This is a genomic window from Paraburkholderia sp. FT54 (assembly GCF_031585635.1).
In the GTDB taxonomy this organism is placed as follows: Bacteria; Pseudomonadota; Gammaproteobacteria; order Burkholderiales; family Burkholderiaceae; genus Paraburkholderia.
In genome coordinates this window covers 309,528-330,589 of record NZ_CP134198.1, presented here as the reverse complement: position 1 = coordinate 330,589, position 21,062 = coordinate 309,528, and the positions used below count along the sequence as shown (strand labels likewise).

At 58.0% G+C, this 21,062-nt stretch carries 21 protein-coding genes and 5 pseudogenes; 15 read left to right on the top strand and 11 right to left on the bottom strand.

What is annotated here, in order from left to right; all coding sequences use genetic code 11:
• The first annotated feature begins 2 nt into the window (after positions 1-2).
• From RI103_RS38550 to RI103_RS38535, 4 genes are all read left to right on the top strand, one after another.
• Positions 3-1,079 (top strand): hypothetical protein, encoded by a 1,077-nt coding sequence (locus RI103_RS38550; protein ID WP_310819449.1) that lies wholly within the window; start codon positions 3-5, stop codon positions 1,077-1,079.
• A 95-nt stretch (positions 1,080-1,174) separates the two neighbouring features.
• Positions 1,175-1,786 carry a MotA/TolQ/ExbB proton channel family protein gene (locus RI103_RS38545; protein ID WP_310819448.1) on the top strand — a complete coding sequence of 204 codons (612 nt, stop codon included), beginning with the start codon at positions 1,175-1,177 and terminating at the stop codon, positions 1,784-1,786.
• A 30-nt stretch (positions 1,787-1,816) separates the two neighbouring features.
• Positions 1,817-2,227: a biopolymer transporter ExbD gene (locus RI103_RS38540; protein WP_310819447.1), complete on the top strand. Its 411-nt coding sequence runs from the start codon at positions 1,817-1,819 to the stop codon at positions 2,225-2,227.
• 96 nt (positions 2,228-2,323) lie between these two features.
• On the top strand, positions 2,324-2,977 hold the full coding sequence (locus tag RI103_RS38535; RefSeq protein WP_310819446.1) for an energy transducer TonB: 654 nt from the start codon (positions 2,324-2,326) through the stop codon (positions 2,975-2,977).
• Between the two features lie 91 nt (positions 2,978-3,068).
• Here the strand turns inward: RI103_RS38535 and RI103_RS38530 are convergent, their stop codons facing one another.
• Complete coding sequence (locus RI103_RS38530) at positions 3,069-3,662, bottom strand: hypothetical protein (protein ID WP_310819445.1); 594 nt, start codon at positions 3,660-3,662, stop codon at positions 3,069-3,071.
• A complete protein-coding gene (locus RI103_RS38525) occupies positions 3,611-4,090 on the bottom strand; it encodes a hypothetical protein (RefSeq protein ID WP_310819444.1) in 480 nt (159 codons plus the stop codon). Before RI103_RS38525 ends, RI103_RS38530 begins: the two co-directional genes overlap by 52 nt.
• Positions 4,091-4,332: 242 nt before the next feature.
• Here RI103_RS38525 and RI103_RS38520 point away from each other — a divergent pair, with 242 nt between their 5' ends.
• From RI103_RS38520 to RI103_RS39890, 6 genes and pseudogenes are all read left to right on the top strand, one after another.
• Positions 4,333-4,743, top strand: coding sequence for a hypothetical protein (locus tag RI103_RS38520; RefSeq protein WP_310819443.1), 411 nt, complete (start codon positions 4,333-4,335; stop codon positions 4,741-4,743).
• Positions 4,744-5,052: 309 nt separating this feature from the next.
• A pseudogene (locus RI103_RS38515) lies at positions 5,053-5,402 on the top strand (hypothetical protein); the annotation flags it as partial.
• A gap of 118 nt (positions 5,403-5,520) precedes the next feature.
• Positions 5,521-5,583: a hypothetical protein gene (locus RI103_RS39895; protein WP_409077098.1), complete on the top strand. Its 63-nt coding sequence runs from the start codon at positions 5,521-5,523 to the stop codon at positions 5,581-5,583.
• A gap of 51 nt (positions 5,584-5,634) precedes the next feature.
• Positions 5,635-6,294, top strand: coding sequence for a hypothetical protein (locus RI103_RS38505; protein ID WP_310819442.1), 660 nt, complete (start codon positions 5,635-5,637; stop codon positions 6,292-6,294).
• Positions 6,295-6,826: 532 nt separating this feature from the next.
• The gene (locus RI103_RS38500; protein ID WP_310819441.1) at positions 6,827-7,117 is read left to right on the top strand and encodes a DUF2471 family protein; all 291 of its coding nucleotides are present in this window, start codon (positions 6,827-6,829) and stop codon (positions 7,115-7,117) included.
• Between the two features lie 13 nt (positions 7,118-7,130).
• The gene (locus tag RI103_RS39890) at positions 7,131-7,688 is read left to right on the top strand and encodes an HNH endonuclease (RefSeq protein WP_409077078.1); all 558 of its coding nucleotides are present in this window, start codon (positions 7,131-7,133) and stop codon (positions 7,686-7,688) included.
• Between the two features lie 727 nt (positions 7,689-8,415).
• Here RI103_RS39890 and RI103_RS38495 read toward each other — a convergent pair.
• Both RI103_RS38495 and RI103_RS38490 read right to left on the bottom strand, forming a co-directional pair.
• Positions 8,416-8,769, bottom strand: coding sequence for a hypothetical protein (locus RI103_RS38495; RefSeq protein ID WP_310819440.1), 354 nt, complete (start codon positions 8,767-8,769; stop codon positions 8,416-8,418).
• Between the two features lie 27 nt (positions 8,770-8,796).
• A complete protein-coding gene (locus tag RI103_RS38490) occupies positions 8,797-9,033 on the bottom strand; it encodes a hypothetical protein (protein WP_310819439.1) in 237 nt (78 codons plus the stop codon).
• Between the two features lie 105 nt (positions 9,034-9,138).
• Between RI103_RS38490 and RI103_RS38485 the strand changes: the two genes are divergently transcribed.
• Positions 9,139-10,884, top strand: a complete 1,746-nt coding sequence (locus RI103_RS38485; RefSeq protein WP_310819438.1) for an alkaline phosphatase family protein — start codon at positions 9,139-9,141, stop codon at positions 10,882-10,884.
• A 260-nt stretch (positions 10,885-11,144) separates the two neighbouring features.
• On the opposite strand, the pseudogene RI103_RS38480 reads toward RI103_RS38485, so the two are convergent.
• A pseudogene (locus RI103_RS38480) lies at positions 11,145-11,528 on the bottom strand (transposase); the annotation flags it as partial.
• A gap of 108 nt (positions 11,529-11,636) precedes the next feature.
• Between RI103_RS38480 and RI103_RS38475 the strand changes: the two are divergent.
• Positions 11,637-12,829: pseudogene (locus RI103_RS38475) on the top strand (IS701 family transposase).
• A 187-nt stretch (positions 12,830-13,016) separates the two neighbouring features.
• Here RI103_RS38475 and RI103_RS38470 read toward each other — a convergent pair.
• The 5 genes and pseudogenes from RI103_RS38470 to RI103_RS38450 form a co-directional block, all read right to left on the bottom strand.
• Positions 13,017-13,754, bottom strand: coding sequence for a hypothetical protein (locus RI103_RS38470; protein WP_310819437.1), 738 nt, complete (start codon positions 13,752-13,754; stop codon positions 13,017-13,019).
• Positions 13,755-14,037: 283 nt separating this feature from the next.
• Positions 14,038-14,811, bottom strand: coding sequence for a 3-oxoacyl-ACP reductase family protein (locus tag RI103_RS38465; RefSeq protein ID WP_310819422.1), 774 nt, complete (start codon positions 14,809-14,811; stop codon positions 14,038-14,040).
• A 103-nt stretch (positions 14,812-14,914) separates the two neighbouring features.
• Positions 14,915-15,355 carry a hypothetical protein gene (locus tag RI103_RS38460; RefSeq protein WP_310819423.1) on the bottom strand — a complete coding sequence of 147 codons (441 nt, stop codon included), beginning with the start codon at positions 15,353-15,355 and terminating at the stop codon, positions 14,915-14,917.
• A gap of 8 nt (positions 15,356-15,363) precedes the next feature.
• Positions 15,364-15,813 (bottom strand): DUF3331 domain-containing protein, encoded by a 450-nt coding sequence (locus tag RI103_RS38455; RefSeq protein ID WP_310819424.1) that lies wholly within the window; start codon positions 15,811-15,813, stop codon positions 15,364-15,366.
• A 726-nt stretch (positions 15,814-16,539) separates the two neighbouring features.
• Positions 16,540-16,955, bottom strand: a pseudogene (locus tag RI103_RS38450) (transposase); the annotation flags it as partial.
• 1,077 nt (positions 16,956-18,032) lie between these two features.
• Between RI103_RS38450 and RI103_RS38445 the strand changes: the two are divergent.
• Both RI103_RS38445 and RI103_RS38440 read left to right on the top strand, forming a co-directional pair.
• A pseudogene (locus RI103_RS38445) lies at positions 18,033-18,226 on the top strand (MFS transporter); the annotation flags it as partial.
• Between the two features lie 86 nt (positions 18,227-18,312).
• Entirely contained in the window at positions 18,313-19,614 is a 1,302-nt protein-coding gene (locus RI103_RS38440; protein WP_310819435.1) for an MFS transporter, read from the top strand.
• Positions 19,615-19,633: 19 nt separating this feature from the next.
• Here the strand turns inward: RI103_RS38440 and RI103_RS38435 are convergent, their stop codons facing one another.
• The gene (locus RI103_RS38435; protein ID WP_310819434.1) at positions 19,634-20,098 is read right to left on the bottom strand and encodes an ATP-binding protein; all 465 of its coding nucleotides are present in this window, start codon (positions 20,096-20,098) and stop codon (positions 19,634-19,636) included.
• Between the two features lie 240 nt (positions 20,099-20,338).
• On the opposite strand from RI103_RS38435, the gene RI103_RS38430 reads away from it, so the two are divergent.
• On the top strand, positions 20,339-21,058 hold the full coding sequence (locus RI103_RS38430) for an IS6 family transposase (RefSeq protein WP_310819433.1): 720 nt from the start codon (positions 20,339-20,341) through the stop codon (positions 21,056-21,058).
• The last annotated feature ends 4 nt before the right edge of the window (positions 21,059-21,062 follow it).

The window sequence follows — 21,062 nt, the reverse complement described above, 5'->3', positions numbered from 1 at the left end:
ACATGAAACTCAAGTCTATTGTTCAGGCAGTAACTACGCTGGCACTGTCCTCCACACTGCTACTGGGCAGCACGGCGCATGCAGTACCGGGCGCGAATCACGGTGAGTTCGAAGTCGTGAAGCACTACGCGTTGGGCGGCACAGAGGGCTGGGACTACGTCGGGTATGACGCGGTTCGTCAACACCTGTTCATCAGCCGGGCCAATCATGTCCAGGTTGTCGATACCGGATCCGGCAAGCTGGTGGGCGAGATCGCCAACACGGACGGCGTGCATGGTTTCGCGTTCGTTCAGGACCGGAAGCTCGGCTTCATCACCAACGGCCGTGCCGACACGATCACGGTGGTCGATCTAGACACGCTGCGCACCGTCGAAACGATGAAGGCGGGCGGCCCGGACCCGGACGGCATCATGTATGCGCCCCAACTGAAGCGCCTCTATGTCAGCAATGGCCATGACGAGAGCGTCAGCGCGATCGATCCGGTTACGCGCAAGGTTGTCGCGACGATGCCGGTCGGCGGCAAGCCTGAATCGCTGGCGGCTGACAGCGACGGTCGCATCTTCGTCAACGTCGAAGACAAGGGAGAGATCGTCGCGATGGACGGAAAATCGAACAAGGTGCTCGCTCACTGGTCGATCGCGCCTTGCGAAGAGCCGTCGGGACTCGCGATCGATACGAAGTCGGAACGGCTCTTCACCGTCTGCGCGAACAACCGGATGATGGTGATCGATGCGCGCTCCGGTCGCCAGGTTGCCCAACTGCCGATCGGCGGCCACCCGGATGCCGCAGCGTTCGATCCGGTGCTCAAGACCGCGTTTAGCTCGAACGGCGCAGACGGAACGCTGACCGTGGTGCACGAAGACGACGCGGACCACTACACCGTGCTGCAGAACGTGCCGACGGAAGTGGGCGCGAAGTCGATGGTTCTCGACGGCGATGCTCATCGCGTCTACTTGGTCTCGTCGAAGTTCGGTTCGACGCCCGCCGCGACTGCCGATAATCCGCATCCGCATCCGAGCATCGTGCCCGGCACGTTCAACGTCCTGGTCGCGCAGCGCATGCCGCAAAGCAGCCAGTAACGTAGCGCCGTCACCTCAACCGCGCCGCTGGCGGCATCGCAACCGCGATACGCCGGCCGGCGGCAGATTCAAGACACCACCTGGAAGGTAGCATCATGCTTCGTATCATTATCGACTCATCGCTTCAGTCATTCGGCTTGTTGCCCTTGATGGCAGTGATCTTTGTGGCCGCGCTCGCGATCATCATCGAACGCGCGATTTTCTTCGGCACGTCCGTGCGCAGCGGCGTCAGCCTCGAATACGACCTCAAGCAGGTAGGCCGCGCCAAGGCCGACGATGTGAAGAAACTCGTTCAACATTACCAGGGATCGGTGCAAAGCGAACTGATGAGGTCCGCGATCGAATCGCAGGGCCAACCTGTGGAAGACTTCGAGCGCGAAGTTGAAGAAAGCATCATGTTACAGATGAGAAAGCTCGACCGTAACCTGTGGGTGCTGGATACCGCGGTGACCCTCGGGCCGTTGCTCGGCCTGCTGGGCACCATTATCGGCATGATCGGCTCGTTCAATATTCTGGGCTCGTCGGGAACCGGCGATCCGATGGCCGTCTCCGGCGGCATCGCGCACGCGCTGATCGCCACCGCTTGCGGCCTGACGATCGCTCTCGTCGGCGTCGTGGCGCTCAACTATCTGAACAAGCGCGTGCGAATGGTTCTTCTGCAGATGGACATCATCAAGTCGATGCTCGTCACGCGGCTTGCCGCTTGAGTCGCGGCCACTTCACATACGGAGAACACCGTGAGAAACCATCGGGCTCACTACTTTGGCAATGAAGAGAAACCACGGATCGAGATCATTCCGATGATCGACATCATGATGTTTCTGCTCGTTTTCTTCATGCTTGTCATGCTCAAGATGATTCAGGGCACTGGACTCAAGCTGGAATTGCCGCAATCGTCCACCGCGACGCAACTCAACACGGTTGACGTGATGGTCGGGGTGGAGAAGGACGGAGAACTGCACCTCGACCGGAACGACATTTCTGCGCCGCAACTCACTGCACGCCTGAAGGACATGGAGGCCACGAAGCAGGTCAATGTGACGATTGCGGGCGACAAGGGAGTCGAGTACGAGACGATCATCAAAACCATGGATCTGGTGCGCTCTGCGGGGATCAGTTCGGTCGCGCTCGCGACCGATGCGCAATAGTCTGTGGAGGCGAGCGTAATGAACATGAGTATCTCGAGCAAACCCCGTGGAGCACTGTGGCCGACCATGACGTCACAGCCAGGGTCCGGCAATGCAATGACCATCGCCATTCTCGCTGCGTTTGCAATCGAGGGGATGCTGATAGCGGCTATGATGTCGGTGCATATGCCCGCTCCGAAGCCGGCACACGTGTCACCGGTCATGCAGATGCGGATTGTCAAAGCCGTTACGCCACCGCCGCCTCCGCCACCACCGCCGGTCATCAGGAAAGTGGTGAAGCAGCAATCGGATCTTCCGGTGCCAAAACCGGTGGCACGACCGGCTGCCCCAGTACAACGTCACGCTGCCACGCCGACAGCCGCACCGGCGCCGGTTGTTCCGACGCCCGTCGCGACACAGGAGGCGCCTTCTACGGCGCATGCTGCGCCAGCCGCGTCGGGTCCTTCAACCGCGGGATCCAGCAACACGAGCGCTGCCGCTGCGGCACCCGCCGACATTGCAATTGTGTGTCCGGTGCAGGCGAAGCCCGACATGCCGCCGCGGGCGTTAGCCGAGGGAATCTCCGGCGAAGTCACGGCGCGTGCGACGATCGAAGGCGGCAGGGTCGCCCGGGTCGATATCGTCAAGTCGACGCCTCCGGGGGTTTTTGACGGATCGGTACGACGTGCGATGGCTCAGTACCAATGCAAGGTCGACGGCGGTGGTCAGGTCGTGGTCGAGCAATCGTTTGATTTCACGCAGACCGACTAGATTGCCTGAGGGAATCGGCCTGAAGGCGAGTACGCGACTCACCTGACACGCGCCGGCGCAGTTGAACTGCGCCGGCGCGCCATGTCTGGACTCAGCGGACGCTGAGCACCTGGAGTCCAGCTTCCGCTGCCTGCGGACCCTTCGTGTGAACAACGTAGAGCCTCTTTAATGACGGAACATAGATCGAGGTCTTGCCACCCAGTGTGTTGATGTGTTGCTCGATCGTGTAGTGGTTCGGATCGACCTGTTTGACGACATCGAGTCCTTCTGCGCCGGTAACGTAGAGGCGCTGATGCTGCGAGTCGAAAGTCATATCGTCGGAGATGTCGACGATATCGAGAGACTGGATCACAGAGCCGTCGCGTGCGTCCAGCACGAACAGCTTGCCGGGGTTGCGCGAACCGACGAACAGGCGCCCGGACTTCGGATCGAGCGCCATAGCCGAATCTCGGCTTGGGCCGGGAACATGCCAGAGACTCATCAGCTTGCGGGTGTTCAGATCGATAACGCCGATTTCGTTTTTGTCGCGCATGTTCACGAAGAGGCGCTGCGTAGCATGGTCGATGACCATGGCCTTCAACTGTCCCGCAGGAACATCGATTCTCCCCAGTACAGAATCGTCAGCAAGTGAAATCAGGCTGATATACGCGTTCTCACGAAGTGACTTCGCGCCGCCGTTACCCAAAAAAAGATCCCGCTCTTGCTATCCGCTACGCCGGAGTCCGGTTGCGGATCGAGTGGAATCACTTTCTTGACTTGAAAGCTGTTCGTATCGACGACCTTGACGTTCGAGTCGCCCGCATCCGCTATGAACAATTCCTGACCGTTGTGTGCCAACAGTATCTTGTGAGGAGACTTCGCAACGTTCGTAACGCTCGCAAGATGCTCGCCATTGGGCAACTGGAATACTTCAATCGAGCCGTACTTCTCGGCTGACACATACAGGCGGGAATGAGCCAGGTCGACTGCGAAATGGTCGAAATCGCCACCTGTGACGTGTGGTAGCGGGGTGGTTGAAAGAACCCTCAGCGGGTCTGTCGGTGATTTTGCGGCAAAGGCTGTCGACGCCACGCAAAGGCAAGCAAGGGCAAGTAGCCGGGCAGTAGTCTGCATGAGTTTCGTTAGGGTGGTCAGGGAACAGGATCCAAAGGTTCATCCTAGGTTTGACTCGCTACCACAGCGTGACGAACGGATTACGGATTTGACATTGAGGAGGCACTGTGCCGTGAATGGCTCCCGTCATAAGCGGTCAACTGGATAAGGGGGCGTTAAAAACCTTGGGGTTTCAGCGCAGGGCGCCTAGGATTGCGGCAGCCGTGGCCGCTGGAGGGTTGGGATGAAAATCACAATCCGCGTTGAGATCCACCACCGATTGGGATGAAACAGATACGTTCGAAATCTGTGAGCTCGAACGTCCCTATCGCCAACTTGAACCGGAGAAGATCGGCCTGCCGCTGGCCGAAAGGAAAGATGTGCCGCACAGGCTTCAGAGGCTTGTGGTGGCGGCACAAGCTGAAGAGGTCTGTATGCTGCGACGCTTCTGTACCCGCTGCCACCGTTTCCTTGAGCTCAAGGACCGGCGGATTCGCAAGGTGGATACGGTGTTTGGTACCGTGCCCTTTCGGAGTGCCCGGATCGTTTGCTGTCCGTGCGAGACGCCCTTCCAGATGGAGTATCCGTATAGTCCGATGACCGAATTCGTCCCCGAGCGGGCGACCGCGGAACTGCTTTCGGTCATCACCGATGGTGCAAATGGCCTCCAGTAAATCGCTTGTTGTGATTGCCGTCTTCTTCTACACCTGTCCTGGACTGGTTCCATACGCGAGCAAATCATCAAGGGCATGCGTGCGCGGACAGAAACGGAAAAGGCGCCCCGACGTGTGCTGATCTCCCGGGTTGACAAGCTGCGCTGGTGCTTCTGGCACGCGAAGCGCGATAAGGCGAAAACCCGGATGCAGAGCATCCTGATTCTCTGTCGGATGATCGTGCCTGAAACTCCGGGCATTGCAGAGAGTCTGGCGCAGCTTGACTACCGGACTCGCGAGCCTGTTGAATACGTCGAAGCGAATGGCGGGTCGACGATGAACTACGGCGCGCGACATCGTTGCGGCAAAACTATCTCGACCGCCACGGCCGAGTCTGCAGTCAATCAGGTACTCAATCAGCGCATGTGCAAGCGTCAACAAATGCGCTGGTCTCCGATCGGAGCTCATCTGCTTGCCCAGGTCCGACGGTGACCTTATTAAATGACTTGCGAGATACGAGCCACCAAGGAAACCACTGTCGCGCGAAGCTACCGAGTTACTGGAACAGTTCGGGTTGGCATCGGAGTTACAACCCCAAGGCTTTTAACGCTCCCATTGAACGGCCACTAACGGGAAATTCCGAAAGTCTCCTTCGGGTGGCCATCGCGGCCGTTCGCTGAACGGCTTATTGCAACTCGCGCTTGCGTGGCGAAATGCTTCGCAGAACTCGGTGGCTTTAAGCCTGGGGCCAAACCGGCGAAGTATTGCGATCCGGTGTCCGGTGCTACATGGAGCGGTATGGGACGTGAACCCTTGTGGATCAAAGGGCAGTCGCGCGAACAGTTTGTGATTCAACCCTGAGTCCACGGAAAAGCGCTCGCGCCCGTCGTGCGAGTCAAACAGGAAAACACAATGGCAAAATTTACACTTCCCGTATGGGAAGACTGGAAAAAGCTCACGGAGTTCTTCGCACTGTCGGATCACGTGTTCGGGGCACAGGCACGCGCTTGGAGCGGTCTCCCCCTCGCAGATGCGGCAACGGCTGAGCTTCGTATCGGCAGTGGTGATTGTAAGTTCGAGTCAACAGGAGACAGGTTCGCGACGGTGCTTGCAGATCGCCATATGCTCGCCACGGTTGTGTTGCTTCACTCATACGGCTTAATGCAGGTTGCAATGTCAGAGGCCTATGAGGAGTTAGCTAAGATTTCCCATGCGAACACTCCGTTGCGTACTCAGTACCTCGCAAATAACGATTGCATTGCCAATTTGGTGAAGAACGGGGGCGTTGAGGTGTGGGGTACGCAGATAATGAACGACATAGGTCGAGACTGGAGTGAGGTGGAGAGCAAGAAAGCGGGCCTCGTCGAGGCCGCCGTCGTACGGAATGCGTTGGCTCATGGTCAACGACATGTATCTCAGAGCATGATGAACCGCGTCGCGCAGGCGAACGGCACACTTCCTTGGCCTGTCGGGGACGCGATTGTGCTGAGTGTCGCTCTTACGAAAGAGTATCGGCATCGGTTTCGCTCGCTCATGCGAGTTGTAGACCACGGCGTCTATGAGCTTGCATGAAGTCCGAATGGACGGAGACACCGGGAAAGGATTTCAACCCGAGCCTTGATGAGACTACCGAACATCGACTTGAAGGGAACGTATTGCTGTACAACGACGGACACGACGTGCGACGCATCCAACCGACTCTTCAACCTACAACCTGACACCGCAAAATATGATGACCAAACAGCCCATTGCAGCATCGCCTGTCTTGTACCTCGATTGCCGCATGGAGACGTTCCATGGGGACACAAGACCGTCGGAAATGTGGCCGTGCTCGGTCAGGATTGGCGATCAGTCGATCGTTGTCGAGTACGAGGACGACGGAGTGGTCGCGTACCGCGGCAAGGCCGAAGCGCCGGGCCATTACCATCTTGATTGCGTCGCTGCGGACGGTCGCGCCTCGCTACATCGGGTACCTGGAAGTCCAATCTTGGAGGGTTTTTGGAACGAGGGTGGTTATCGGGGAATGTGGCGAATCTACCTCAGTGAGTCATAGGAAAAGCGCTCGCGCCGCTTCGCGTGTGCCAGACAGGAAAACGGAGAAACAATGGACGCGTTGTATGCCGCAGATGCGGATCTCAAAGACGCTGTGCCCGCCGCTGTGCTACGTCATAGCGCGGCAGGAGCGCTGACCTGGACGCTGATCCATCAAATCGGGTCAGAAGTCCTCGCTGAGGTAGCGTCTTCAGGCAAACATAGCGCTCGCATGCTCGGCATCCTGAAGGCGTCTCCTGCGATGGGCTATCCAAAAGACGACCGACCGGTGTCGTTTGAAGGCCTCGACGTTGTTCCCTCTGTCTTCGGCGCGAGTTACGCCGAGTGGAATCGCGTCAACTGACGACGGAAAAGACATGCCACGTGCCGACGTATTGGTGAACGACGAAAATGGCGTCCCACTCGCGAATTGTACGCACGCGCGAGCAGACGTCCTGCTAAAGAAAGGGCACGCAGTCGAAGTTTGCGCGGTGCCGCTTACCGTCCGGCTCACCCGGCCTATTGGCAATCCTTCGCCTCCATCACCTTCTAGCGGAGTGTGCGGGAGTCAAGACAAAAAACGTCGCCGACAAATCGCCAGATTACGCGACCGTGATGGGACAGATTGCTTCTATTGCGGCGTTGGCATGCCTGAAGACGACACCACCATAGAACATATCCTCGCCAAATCGGATGGGGGCACGGATCACCCGTCAAATCTTGTTTTGACGCATTCGGACTGTAACGCAAGGGCCTCTAATATGCCGGTCAACCGGAAGGTGCAACTCCGCGAGCGGCTACGACAATCGAAAAGCCCGACGGACCCGAGCATGGGCGACGCGGCCCACCAGACGCACAGGGAGGACTACGCCAGAATGCTTGATAGCGTCGGTGTGTCCGAGCTGGCCGCTGGCATGCGCAATCGTGCCGCGTAGTAGAACAGACGGCTAACGCCACGGGAAAACACATCCTATGACACAACGGAAAAAAACTCGCCTTGTTCCGGTTGAGGTCGCAAGCGCACAGCGCGCCGGTGGTCTCATTTCCGATTTTATGATGCAAAGAATTGTTGGAGGCTGGTGCGTCCTCCTTGTGGAAACGGGTAACACCGAATCGCTCGTAGCCCTCGCGCGGAAGAACGTTGATCCCTCGGATGAAAACGCGGCGACTTTCCCGACAGTGGATGAAGCGATGGCGACGATTTACCAAATCGGATTCGACGTATCGCGCAATTCGATCGGCATGTGGCGTCCTGAGTCTAAGCACATGGAACGACTTCAGAAAGACACGATCGTATTCGTTTGTCTTATAGCTCGTACACATTTTATCGTCGACGCTTGCGCCGTCCACGTTATCCGAGAGGGCTGTCATAAACGCGTCCAAGGGGTATCAGGAGACCGATCTCACCTTCGCCGGGATGCGCTTCGTCGTATAGCCATAAAGCTAGAATTAGTTCGGGCGAGGGTTAGCTGGCCCTTTTTTGTCGACACCTAGTCTAGTTTCCGCTGCCGAGTTCGCTGTGTCTGTGCAAATGCGTAGCGCCGTGCACAAGTTAGTAGACCGCACCTTTACCGGTACGTGTCGGTGGGAAATACGTCTGCTGTTGAGCGCCGATCCGACGCTGGCCACCATGGCGCCGATATGTCGAGTTTTGGAGCGTGATCATACCCAGAAAGTTATTTGAAAACTCGGAGTAATGAGCGCGTCATATGGTGCTTCTAAGATGCGATTGTCATTTCCGAAACTTGTGGCGGTGGCGTCAAGAGCCAAGTGCAAACGTTTAGCTAAAGCGGCGTCTTCCAATTCTTTTGGCCATGGCTTTCTCAGGTGAGTGCCATCCAAGGGCTTGACGGGGCCGCCCATTGAGGAGTTTAGCGATGTCGTTGAGCGGATCTGCGTGACCGTCGAAAGGTCCATGCCCTTGCGTAAGAACTCGCGCAGCAGGCCGTTGGTGTTCTCGTGGCTGCCACGTTGCCAAGGTGTATGCGGATCGGCAAAGCAGATATCGGGATTCAATCGCTTGGACAGCTCGGCATGACAAGGTTATTTCGGTTTCTGCGATCGTAAGTCAGGCTCTCGCGCAACAAGGCAGGCATCTTCTTCATTTGGCGCGTGAAGCCTTCGAGCGCATCCCAAGCGCAGTTGTTCGGGCACAAAGCCCGTGCGGGCAATGCTCATACGCGGGCTGCTGTGCGCGGGCTTCTCCTGATGCAAGGCTTCAATCATCGCTTGTTTGAGCCTACCGCGCGGGTGAGCATAAATTTCCGTGTAGATCATCATCTAGGAGTACTTAAAACTACAGCCTGAACAGCTGCAATCTTCAGATTAACTTTACTTGTTCAAGTCGGATCTTTGCTATTCCCGACACTCCTCAAAAGGTATTCCGTGTTTCGTCAAAATATTCGAAGAACTCTTTTCTCATCGGCTGCGTCGCTGGCGCTTTTATCCGCCGTCGTTCACGCCGCTGATGGTGATCTGGACAACCATCGCGGCGATACGCGAACACCGATCAAGCACATCGTGGTCATCATTCCCGAGAACAGAACTTTCGACAATCTCTTCGGGACTTATCCGCACGCGGCGAATATTCCCGGCGAGCAAAGCTGGGTTGGTGTGCCTGCGCCGAAATTCGTGGCGCGCCCCGGCACGCCGGCCGCCAACGTCCTGACGCCGGACTTGCTGCGGAGCAATCCGAATTGGAGCTTGTCCGGACGCCCCGCCAACCCAACGCGGCTTCGCCCCGCCGACGCCTACACCTGCGATATGGCGCATAACTACGAACCCGAGCAGCAGGCGTACGATGGCGGGGCTGTGGATCGCTTCCCGCAGACGGCCACCGGCAAGGGCCCGGGCTGCGCCGTGGACGGCTCAACCATCATGAATTATTACGACGGCAACACCGTCCAGGCGCTGTGGAACTACGCTCAGCACTACGCCATGAGCGACAATTCCTTTTCCACCACCTACGGCCCCACTGTGCCCGGCCATGCCAATATCGTTTCGGGCAACACGCATGGGATCATCATTCACGATCCCGCCAACCCTGAGAACCCCGACACCAGCGGCTTCTACGTCAATCCGACGGATCATTCGATAACCTTGACCGACGCCAACCTTCCCGGCTATCTCGACGATTGCGGAAAGGGCCGGACTTTTGAAATGACCGGCAAGAATGTCGGCGATCTCCTGAACGAGAAGAACGTGACCTGGGGCTATTTCCAGGGCGGCTTCCTGCCCACCACGCCCGCGAAGTTCGATGCGAACGGCAATATGTCTGCGCCTGCGGTTTGCGGTTCCCAGCATGTCGCCCATCAAGTGCAGATCAACGGCGTCACTTATAACGTGCAGAACCCGAGCGTTAACCCGGGTCCGGACGTGCATGTCCTCGAGAACGACTACAGCACCGGCGTTACTCCTTTCATGAAATATGCGAGCACGCGCAACCCACACCATCTGCGGCCGAGCTCGGCGGAAATGATTGGCAAGACCGACCAGGCCAACCACCAGTACGACATCTCGGATTTCGACACGGCGCTGTCCCACAACTCATTGCCCTCGGTCAGTTACGTGAAGGCGCCGGTCTATCAATACGGCCATCCGCAAAACTCCGATCCGCTCGCCGAACAAGCGTTCCTTGTAAAGACAATCAACGCGGTCCAGCAGTCTCGCTATTGGCACGACACTGCGATCGTCATCGTTTGGGATGATTCCGATGGCTGGTACGACCACGTCATGCCTCCGCTCTTGACCCCGTCGGCGACCAACATCGACTTCCTGTTCGGCCCCGGTAATTGCGGCACGCCGCAGCCCGGTGCCGACGCCGCGCGCTGCGGTCTCGGCCCGCGCCAGCCTCTGCTGGTGATTTCGCCCTGGGCGAAATCGAACTTCGTCGATCACACGCTGACTCAGCAGGCCTCAGTGCTTCGTTTCATCGAGGACAATTGGAAGCTCGGCTTCATCGATGGCCCAGTTGCTCCTCCCGCAGGTACGGGATCCGTCGACCGGCATGCAAATTCGCTCGATAACATGTTCGACTTCGAGCGCGAGCCGAATCTGCGTCCTCTCATCCTCGATCAGGTCACCGGAGCGGTCGTCAAGGGTGACAGCGACGACGGCAAGCGCCGCGACTGAAACGACGGAAGCACGACAGCTAGCTCATAGTTGAGTGCAAGCGCACGGGATTGTAGAAGCCTGGGCGTGTGGATACACGTGATATCCGCACGCCCGATTTCCTCACGATGCCCATCACGTATGTCGTAGCATTCATGTGGGACCTCCGTTCCTCAAGTGGACGTGTTGAAACTCCACTCTGGCATATTGATGCCGTTCGGTTCTGGAGGGCCTCCGCGTTCCTGCTGGACCCTGCGTCCCCGAAGCAACTGTGTTGAACGTCAAGCGTTTTCGCGATCCGACTGATGAAGCGATGCATTCCAGGGCGCTCCTGCTTTGACCATCGCGTTGAGGATGCCTAGGAGCTTGCGCATGCATGCGACGATGGCGACCTTCTTTGGTTTGCCGGCCACGACGAGACGGTCATAGAAGAACTTGATGACGGGGTTGAAGCGAGTCGCGGACAGTGTCGCCATATAGAGCACATGCCGCACGCCGCTGCGGCCACCGAAGATCGTGCGCTTTCCTCTCATATGGCCGGAGTCGCGGTTGATCGGTGCGACACCAATCAGCGCGCCGATCTCGCGGCGAGACAGTCTGCCAAGTTCGGGAACCTCACAGATCAGGGTGGAAATCGTTGTCTTGCCAACTCCCGTTACGCTCGTTGCCCACTGCGCTCACGTTCGCCCACAAGCTCCACAGCCTACTATTACTACTGTGTCGTAAAATTCACGGCATTATAGGAGCTTCTTCATCCTTTGCATGAGGAAGCGGTGGACTGGGATACATCTTTCGACGAGTACCTTGAACACCTATGCGAAACGATTGGACACAGTGATCGTCGCGCCGGTCTGGTGGGCTATTGCCAGGGGTTGATGCTGCCGATTGCGCGTAAAAGTGTTGAGCCGCTGGCGGCCCATCTCGAGCCGCATCGGGTGAGCGCGCGGCACCAGTCGCTGCATCACTTCGTTTCAAAGTCCGAATGGTCTGACGCCGCATTGATCGAACAGGTTCGGCGCTGGGTATTACCGCACATGAATCCGTCAAGCGGGCTGTATTGGATCATTGACGATACGGGTTTTCCGAAGAAGGGAAAGCATTCGGTGGGCGTGGCACGGCAATATTGTGGCCAGTTAGGTAAGCAGGACAATTGCCAGGTCGCCGTAGGCCTGTCGGTAGCCACCACGGAGGCGAGCCCGCCCGTCGCTTATCAGCTTTACTTGCCGCAGGAGTGGGCGGACGATCCGGAAAGGCGGCAGTTGGCCGGGGTGCCCGAGGAAATTGAGTTTGCAACCAAGCCGCAGATCGCTATCGCGCAACTGCGCGAGGCAAGGCAAAGCGGCGCCCCGAACGGAGTGGTGCTGGCTGATGCTGGTTATGGGAACGACACGGCGTTTCGTGACTGCGTTGGTGAACTCGGACTGCAATACGCGGTGGGTATCCAGTCGAGCACCCGTGTGTGGCCACCGGGCCTCGCCCCACTGCCTGCCGAATCCTCACCAGGCAAGGCTGGCCGACCACGAAGCCCGCAGCGCCGGGTACCGGGACACAATCCCGTCGCAGTCAAAGACCTTGCGCTTGCGCTCGAAACATCCTGCTATCACACGGTTTCGTGGCGCGAAGGCACGCAACCCGCCTTGAGTTCCCGCTTTGCGGCGTTGCGCATGCGGGCCTCTCATCGTGATTATTGGCGGGCTACGCCTCGCGATGAGGAATGGCTGCTTATCGAGTGGTCCATTGGTGAACCCGAGATCTGAAGCAGGAGTTCGGCCTTGGACACTTCGAGGGGCGTGGGTGGCGTGGATTTCATCATCACGCGTCCCTATGCATCGCCGCCTACGGATTTCTCGTCGCACAGCGCCTCAATGAAGGCAGTAAAAAAAACCTCGAAATCCGCAGTGCATCTGCCTTACCCACGGACTACATCGCACGCGGCTCCCCAGCGCATGCAGCGACACGTAGCTGACTCGATCGCAACGTTGCGCTGGCGAATTGCTGCTCACATCTCCAGGCGACTACAGAGATGCCCGTATTGCTGCGTTACTCAACATATTTTATGACACAGTAGTACTATCATGATGAATAAAAATCATGAACTTCAAGATACAAGGGAGGGAGTCGTCCATCACATCAGAACCCGGGATACCAGGTGCTTAGGCGGTGCCCACGCGTGATTCGGCAATCCGCTTCAGATCATCAGGAGTCGAAGCAGCGTCAACCAACTGCTCAAGCAAGTCGGCGGCTCTCTTTTCGTCTTTCGGGCCGCCGTCGCCAAGCGTCAAACTCGTTGCCAGGTTAAGTATCGAGCGGGGCAGCCCTCGCGAGGCCAAAGCCTCAAGGAGGTGACGAGCCACTTCGGGTTCCCGGTTTCGGTTGCCGCTTAGCAGCTCATCCGCAATCGATTCTACAAACCTCAGCGAGCTTTCGTTTTCCGTTCTGTGTATGCCAGTCGTAAGCGCTTGTTCGAAGTGGCCAACGGGATGGCGCGCGGCGTGAGCCAACGTGCTCAGCGCCTCCTGAAAACTCAGATCTTCCTTGGAGCCAGCAAACGGCGCTCCTGTCGGGTGCACGCCTTCGTCTTGCGCATGCGCGGACGATGGTTGCCACCATCGAACAAAGTCGTCCGCGGATTCACCGTGAAGATCAACTGACGATGCGAGCAATTGCGACGCCTGATATACGCGTCGCTCGGTTAGTGTCGCGCTGTCACACGCCTCGTCGAGCGCGGAAGCTACTTTGCTGCCCAGCTCGCTGTGAAGCTCGGTCCAGTCTCTATAGCCGAAGACTTCCGAGGTCACCTGTCGCGCGTGGGATTCCTTTAGCGAAAGGCGATATTTGAGCCGATTGGCGGCCCGCGTCGGGATAGACGCGTTCTGAAAGCAGATACGCATGGCTTGGGTCCGAGTTTCCGTGCCAACGAGCCTCCACAGCCGGCACGGAATCGAAATGAACTGTGAGGCGGCGCAGGGGGCGTGATGCCCCGTCAAAAATACCGTCGGTTTCTCAGGCAGTCAATCCCCGTTCCAAGAGAGGGTGTTTTGCGCGATAACGCCAAATCTAAGCGCCAAGCGGTCTCCAAGGTAGAGTTTGGCACCTCGGATTTGCGATTGTCCATGAGCCTCCGCGTGATTCGTTCACGATACGGAGTGCCGCCCCTGGGCCCGCGGCCATCGGTCAAGCACTTGTGCCCCCATCGACCTTCAGACTGGTGCCGGTTATGAACGCCGCATCGGGGCTTGCCAGCCAGGCGACAAGTCCCGCAATATCGTCGCCTGATCCGTACCGGCCCAGTGCAATTGAACCCCGGATCTGGTCGGCCATCGGACCGTCGGCCGGATTCATCACCGTATCGATCCGTCCGGGCTGGACGTTATTGATCGTAATTTCCCGACTGCCAAGATCCCTTGCCAGCGCCCGCGTCATGCTGGTTACCGCGCCTTTCGTCGCGGCGTAGACGGACACACCCGAAATCGGCATGTAGTCGCTGCTGATGCTGCCGATATTGATGATCCTCCCGCCTTTTTCCATGAAGCGGAGCGATTCCTGAATGGCGACAAGCAGGCTCCTAACGTTGATGGCCAGCATCCGGTCGATGTCTTCCAGTGGGAAGTCGTCGATCAGACCGCGGCGGAACATCGCGGCGTTGTTCACGAGAATATCCAGTCCCCCGAAGCGTTTCGAGGTCGATCCAACCGCGGTTCTTACCGCTTCCGCGTCGGCACAATCCGCGCGAATTGCCACGCCTCGTCCCCCGGCGCGTTCGATGTCCTCAATGACGCGATGCGCGTCGGCACTCGAGTTCGAATAGGTTATCGACACGGCCGCGCCATCGCTTGCGAGCCGTCTTGCGATGGCCGCGCCTATCCCGCGCGAGCCCCCGGTCACGAGCGCCACTTTGCCAGTCAGCTGTCCCTCAGAAAAAGTCACGTTTGCTCCTTTCAATTGCATTCTCTGGTCGTTTCAGATCGGCTACGCTTGACTCGTATATCAGCAAGCGGGAAGCGTGTTCGAGCGGCGCAAAACTTCGGGCGAGAATTGCACTCCGACGCGCCTAGCGCCCACGCATTGGTGGCCCCAACACGCAGATAAACAATGCAAAGAACTTGATCAGGACTTCACCGGTCGATAAAGTAGCGCCAACTGGAGAGAAATGAAACTCGGTGGGTAGCATCGGCGTAATCCCCAGCACACTTGTCGCACAGATACCAACAAAAACGACAGTTGCCCACGCAGCGCCGCGTGCCATCGCCAGCACCACCGCCAAAAGTAACAGTTTGGCGCACGACAACGCCACAGCTTCTCGCCATGTTGTCGACACCCAAAGTTCCACAGGTAGCTCGATCAGCGCCCAACAAAACACCAGCCAAGCGGAGAGACTGGACCAGATGTGGTATCTACGTCCGATCTGAGCGCCAGATGTCAAAGACGAAGAATCCTGCGGTGTTTCTGCCCGCTCGCCCGCTGAAGCTTCACTCCGTAACGTAGCTTTCATTTGTCATGTCACTCGGCCTCGGTAGCAGCACATTGCAGCGCATGCGTGAGAATCATTGCGTCGGCGTTGGCCGCGACTCCGCGGATGCGAGCCGGATGAAAGACGTCGGCGCCGACCGGGATCTGGGCGCCGGTCATGGCACAAACACCTCCGTGCCGCGCCTTGAAGCGACACCAGTGCTGGTCCTCATAGCGGCAACACGTCGGGTCGTACCACCCAATGGTCGCGGACGATTCCGTCAGTTCACGCACGTTAATCGTCACACAAGCCTGGAAACCTGGCGTATCCAAAGAGGCCGGACCGTACCGCCTTCCGGTGTGGGCTCCTTGAGATCGCTGTGCGCTGATCATCTTTGTAATGGGCGACGCATGGCTCTCCGCATTTCCGCACGCGCTACATAGGTTCAGCAAGTCGAGAATCTTCGGCCAGGGGTCGGCTTTGGCGCTACCAGGATTCATAATTGTGGCTCCCTGAAGATGCGTCCGACGACATTGAAAGGCAGATGAAGCATGCCGCACTGTAAATGCACGTTGAACCTACACGCTGCCTCGGCCGTGCATGGTGCTACGCGTTGCACTACCGTCGAACAGCGTCTGTCCCGCATGCCTGAATGTCATGCCGCTTGGCTTCGGAGTGGTCACGATGGTATGAACGTCATGGCCAATCTTTGACGCAACTTCCAGCGAAACCGTTTCGTCACATTTCCAGCGTAAAGGTGGAACATGCGAGACCTGTTCGTTAAGACCTCCGACTGGACAATCCACTTGGGGCGGTTGCGTTTCCATACGAATGTACTACTCACCCGCGGGGCGGCGCAGGTTTTGTACACTGTCTGCGTAAAGCTGCTTTGCTGTGCTTCCGCCTGTGCGGGGACTGCGTTGATCAACTGCTTTCCAAGAACAGGCGTATCGTCAACATTGAGACAATTGCGGTTGGCTAAACCAACAACGAAGTCCCGCCCTCATTTTTCACGTCAATTACAAGATGTTCGACGCGAGTTGAGGGGTGATCAGTCCAGTACTGTCGCGAAACCGTGTTTCTTTTGACTGGAGTGATTATCTCCGCCCGACGTTATCGCGGACAAGTTAAGCGGTGTGAAGCAATGCTATTTGTTGTTGCAGACAGAGGAGCAGCGGATGGCGAACCCGTGCGCGCAGAGTCCGGGATATACACGCGGCGCACTAGAAGCTGCCCTGTTCGGTGAGCAGCAGTTCACGCTGCCGCACTACCGCGCGCACCACGCCGACTTCGCCGGCAGGTCGCCACGTCGCGCGCAGCAGTCCGAGACTCATCAGCTCCTGCAGCCACTGAAAGTCCTGCACGTCGCTCTTGCGGCCGGGAACATACTTCATCTGGCGCGCATCAACGAGCCAGACTGTCAGGCCGCGCTGCTCGAGTACCTCGTAGACGGGGTCCAGTACACCCCGGTGGATTCCAGCGCCACGGTGTCGACGCCGCAGGCAAGCAGCCGGTCGGCCATCGCGTGCAGCTCGCCGGTCGTCGTGCCGAACCCACGCACCGGCTGGTCGCAGGCCGGCCGGGGGACTGCGACCCAGTGGCTGGACGCGCCCACATCGATCCCGGCGGCGTTTGGATACACCCCTCATCGTCCATCTTCAACTGTTCACGTTGGGAATGGACAATGAGACCGTGGTACGTCGCCAGCTTGTGACGCGCGATGTACAGCGCGTCGACCACCGTGGCGTCCCGTTCGGCTTGTCTGATAATGCGTCTAATTCCATAGCTGTCTCCAGCACAACTACGTTTTCTATACTCGGACCAAGGCGGCACGGCTGACGGAATGGAAAGCGCCATAACGGCGGGTTGCAATCGCTTCAGCTTCGGACTGTGAAGCGGCCTGTGCGAAGGCCACCGACCAACGGCCGCACCCAGCGCGATAACGGATCGAATAGACGAACATGGCAATCTCCTGTGGCACTCGTTATCAACGCGCCTTGGCGCCCTTCGTCGCTGATCCGGACGGGTTGATCCCATTCCGGTCGACCACCGCTGACTCGATCCTGTCCCCCGGATTACATGCTTGTTATCTCGAAGCAAGTGAGAGCCATTCTCTGACAGCATGTCCGAAGTCGTATTGGGTCAACACGCAAACGACGGGCGCTTTCTCGATGAGAGAAGAATAGGTTTTGCCGTGGGGCGAATCTACTCTACAGTCGGATATGCCGATACCGCGTTAGCGTTGCCTGGTTATACGAACGTATAACCTCGGTCAGGCGCGCTGCCTCGGCGGGAGATTGAAGGCGGTGGAGGTTTCAGCTGAGAGTCTGAGTGTCGAAGTCGGAAACCAGCAACCAACAAACCATCCACCATGAGCAAGTTTACGGAAAAGAGAAGTCGCCGGTCTATCGGCAGCCGGTCTGGGTTGTTTCATTGAGCATGCGATTCGTTTTGTCGACGCAAATCATATTTCACCGCCTTGATGCGGCAGAACCGCTTATACCCCCGTATAAGCAAGTTACGCTAACGGGGCGTTGGCTTATCCCATCGTAGAGTAGATTCGCGCTTCGGAAAAACCTACTCTTCTCGCGACGAAGGACTACTTGGCGGAACGGCGGTGCATATCGCGGGCACTGCGGCGGCTGTCCAGTCGGCAACTTCATCTAGCCATGCGACTAGCTGACAGCGACGGAAGGGGTTCCCAAAGGATTGGAGACAAATGAAGACCGGTAGATATCGCTATGTCGTCACCTTGCTGCTGTTCGTCGCGGGCGCCATCAATTAATGGTCCGCGCGGCACTCAGCGTCGTCGCGCCGATCATCAACAAGGAACTGAGCCTCTCGCCGTCGGAACTGGGCATCGTGTTCAGCAGCTTCTTCTTCGGCTGTTCCATCTTTGCGTTCGGCGGCGGCCTGGGTTCGTGCACCTGATGAGCAACATCTCCGGCATCCTACATTCGGTTCATTAGATGGATATCATGCGATAGCGAGGAGTCGGAATGAGCAGACCAATAGATTCGGCGGCAGCGTACGCGCAGCCGAAGACGTCAGTGCGCTGGAACATCTTTCTGGTCATGCTGCTGCTCGTGACGGTGAACTATATCGACCGTGCCTCCCTATCGGTCGCGATGCCGCTGCTCACGAAGGAATTCTCGCTGTCGCCCGTGATGCAGGGCTTTATTCTCAGTTCGTTCTTCTGGTCGCACACGTTGATGCAGATCCCGGGCGGCCAACTCGTCGATCGCTTCAAACCGCGTCCCGTCCTTGCGCTTTGTACGCTGTTCTGGGGCGGCTTTCAGGCGCTGGCGGCCATTGCGACCAGCTCGGCGGGCCTGCTGATGACACGGATCGGTCTCGGCGTTGCCGAGGCCCCCGTTGCCTCGGCCGGCGGCGCGCTCAACGCCGCATGGCTTACGCAACACGAGCGTGTACGCGGCGCTTCGCTGATGGATGGCGGCTCGCCGCTCGGTGCAGCATTTGGTTCGGTACTGATCGCATGGCTGATTCTGGTCATGCACTCGTGGCGCTCCGCGTTCGCGATAGCCGGTATCGGCACGATCCTGTGCGGCATGGTTGCATGGCGGTATATCAGGAATCAGCCGCGCGAGCATGCGGGCGTCAACGAGGCGGAAGCGGTCCATATTGAGCGAGCTCAGGCGCTGGAGCATGCCAGGGAGGCCAAGGACCTGTCAGGCCGATCGATTGATTTCTTCAGGTTCCGGTCCATGTGGCTGATGTTTTTCAGCTTCATGTGCTGCACGACACTTTACTACGGGCTCCTTACCTGGATGCCGACCTATCTGCACAAGGTCCATGGTTTCGACCTGCAGCAAATGGGGAATGCGAGCTTCCTGATATTTATGTGCGGCTTCGTCGGCGAAGTGGTGGGCGGCTTTATCGCCGATAAATGGCTTGCGAGCGGTGCAGCGCCCAACCTGGTGATGCGAGTCATGTTCGGCATTGCCGGGGTGGTGGCCACGATCTCGGTGTTTTGCGTGGCCTATGCGACGAATCCAAGGATGGTTGTCATCCTGCTGTCGGCGACCTTTTTCTTCCTCCGCTGGGGCGGGCTGTACTGGTCGATTCCCGCGATGCTCGCTACGCGCAACAAGGTCGGCGCGCTCGGCGGCTTGCTGAATTTCGGCGGAAACCTCGGCGGGATGACAATTCCGATCGTCGTCGGGGCAATCGTTCAATACACCGGCTCATATTTCCTCGCGTTGAAGTGTTTCGCCGCGATGGGGGTGGGTCTTCTGGTGTGTTCGATTGGCATCGACTACGAACGCAAGATTCCGGTGTGAGTGCGGATCTCGCACTCCATTAATTCAACAGGAAGTGCAGGCAATGGCATCCAAGCCCATCGAAGACATCATCGGTCAGACCGTTCGGCGGGATATCAGTCGCATGGTGCGTTTTGCGCAGGGCGGTTTGGAACACGCAGCGCGTTCGATCATGAGTAGGCCCAACGCGCACGTCGGCATCGTCACCGGATTTTTCATTCGCAATGCTGTTCCGTCGTCGCCGGGCTGACAGTACCGCCGCGATTCGTCCGGACGAAGGGGCAAGGTTAGAGTAGTCGCCGCTCGCCGCAACCGGGACGGTGAACTGGAAGACCGTGCCATGGGGCGAACGTGGGGAGACGCTCAGCTCTTCGCCATGCGCCTCCTCTATTATCGCACGGCAGATCGACAACCCGAGGCCCATACCATCGCTTTTTGTGGTCGCGAATGGCTCGAGAATGCGCTCGGCTATCGAGGGATCGAGTCCTTTCCCTGTATCCTCCACGGCAACTGGAAGGCATTGCCTTCAAGGACGGCGAACCGATGCAAGACGATCTACCCGGTCAGCAGAAACTCGCCGCCTGACGTCGCCGGCCATCAACCGCTCATACACCAGACTAGACCGTATCTCACGGTAACTCTGACCCACCCCTTATCTTCAAGTCCAGACGCTATGAAGGATTCTGGTGCAAATAGGCTCGGCGAATCGGTTAAAGTATTCAGCCCAACAATCTGGTGGTCGGTGATGAGCAAGCGGAAAGGCCTGGAGGCGTTGTTTGATGGGCGACCTTCTGATCGGGAGATCATCATTCTCTGCGTGCGCTGGTACCTTCGCTACAAGCTCAGCCTGCGCGATCTGGTCGAGATGATGGCCGAGCGCGGTTTGTCGCTGGTGCACACCACGATTATGCGTTGGGTGAAGCGCTTTACGCCGCAGTTCGTCAAGCGCTGGAACCGTTTTGGCGTACCGACAGGGCGGTCGTGGCGTGTGGACGAAACCTACCTGAAGATTCGTGGCAAATGGGTTTATCTGTACCGTGCGGTAGATCGAGCCGGCCAGACGATGGACTTCATGCTCAGGGCGAAGCGCGACGTGGCCGCGGCCAAAGCCTTTTTCAGCAAGGCAATCAAACATCAGGGACAGCCGCCAGAGACGACCACGCTCGATGGGTATGCCGCCTCACACCGGGCGGTGCGTGAGATGAAGGCCGATGGCCTGCTGCCTGAGGACACGAAGATCCGGTCCTCGAAGTACCTCAACAATCTGGTCGAACAGGACCATCGAAACATCAAGTCCAGAACGAATGTGATGCTCGGCTTCAAACGGTTCAGGAATGCCGCGGCCACGATTTCAGGCATCGAATTGATGCATCGCATTCGCAAGGGTCAGTTCAACTTCTCCACGTTCAGGCTCAAAGATACCGCTGCGCTCGCTGTCTGGAATGCCGTCCTGTTCAATCGATAAGGTA

What these genes read in the sequence shown, in the direction of transcription:
- RI103_RS38490 (WP_310819439.1), bottom strand. Translation starts at nt 9,033, where the DNA reads ATGATGATCTACACGGAAATTTATGCTCACCCGCGCGGTAGGCTCAAA.
- RI103_RS38460 (WP_310819423.1), bottom strand. Translation starts at nt 15,355, where the DNA reads ATGAAAGCTACGTTACGGAGTGAAGCTTCAGCGGGCGAGCGGGCAGAA.
- RI103_RS38430 (WP_310819433.1), top strand. Translation starts at nt 20,339, where the DNA reads ATGAGCAAGCGGAAAGGCCTGGAGGCGTTGTTTGATGGGCGACCTTCT.
- RI103_RS38505 (WP_310819442.1), top strand. Translation starts at nt 5,635, where the DNA reads ATGGCAAAATTTACACTTCCCGTATGGGAAGACTGGAAAAAGCTCACG.
- RI103_RS38440 (WP_310819435.1), top strand. Translation starts at nt 18,313, where the DNA reads ATGAGCAGACCAATAGATTCGGCGGCAGCGTACGCGCAGCCGAAGACG.
- RI103_RS38545 (WP_310819448.1), top strand. Translation starts at nt 1,175, where the DNA reads ATGCTTCGTATCATTATCGACTCATCGCTTCAGTCATTCGGCTTGTTG.
- RI103_RS38465 (WP_310819422.1), bottom strand. Translation starts at nt 14,811, where the DNA reads ATGCAATTGAAAGGAGCAAACGTGACTTTTTCTGAGGGACAGCTGACT.
- RI103_RS38470 (WP_310819437.1), bottom strand. Translation starts at nt 13,754, where the DNA reads ATGCGTATCTGCTTTCAGAACGCGTCTATCCCGACGCGGGCCGCCAAT.
- RI103_RS38500 (WP_310819441.1), top strand. Translation starts at nt 6,827, where the DNA reads ATGGACGCGTTGTATGCCGCAGATGCGGATCTCAAAGACGCTGTGCCC.
- RI103_RS38535 (WP_310819446.1), top strand. Translation starts at nt 2,324, where the DNA reads ATGACCATCGCCATTCTCGCTGCGTTTGCAATCGAGGGGATGCTGATA.
- RI103_RS38525 (WP_310819444.1), bottom strand. Translation starts at nt 4,090, where the DNA reads ATGCAGACTACTGCCCGGCTACTTGCCCTTGCTTGCCTTTGCGTGGCG.
- RI103_RS39890 (WP_409077078.1), top strand. Translation starts at nt 7,131, where the DNA reads ATGCCACGTGCCGACGTATTGGTGAACGACGAAAATGGCGTCCCACTC.
- RI103_RS38550 (WP_310819449.1), top strand. Translation starts at nt 3, where the DNA reads ATGAAACTCAAGTCTATTGTTCAGGCAGTAACTACGCTGGCACTGTCC.
- RI103_RS38455 (WP_310819424.1), bottom strand. Translation starts at nt 15,813, where the DNA reads ATGAATCCTGGTAGCGCCAAAGCCGACCCCTGGCCGAAGATTCTCGAC.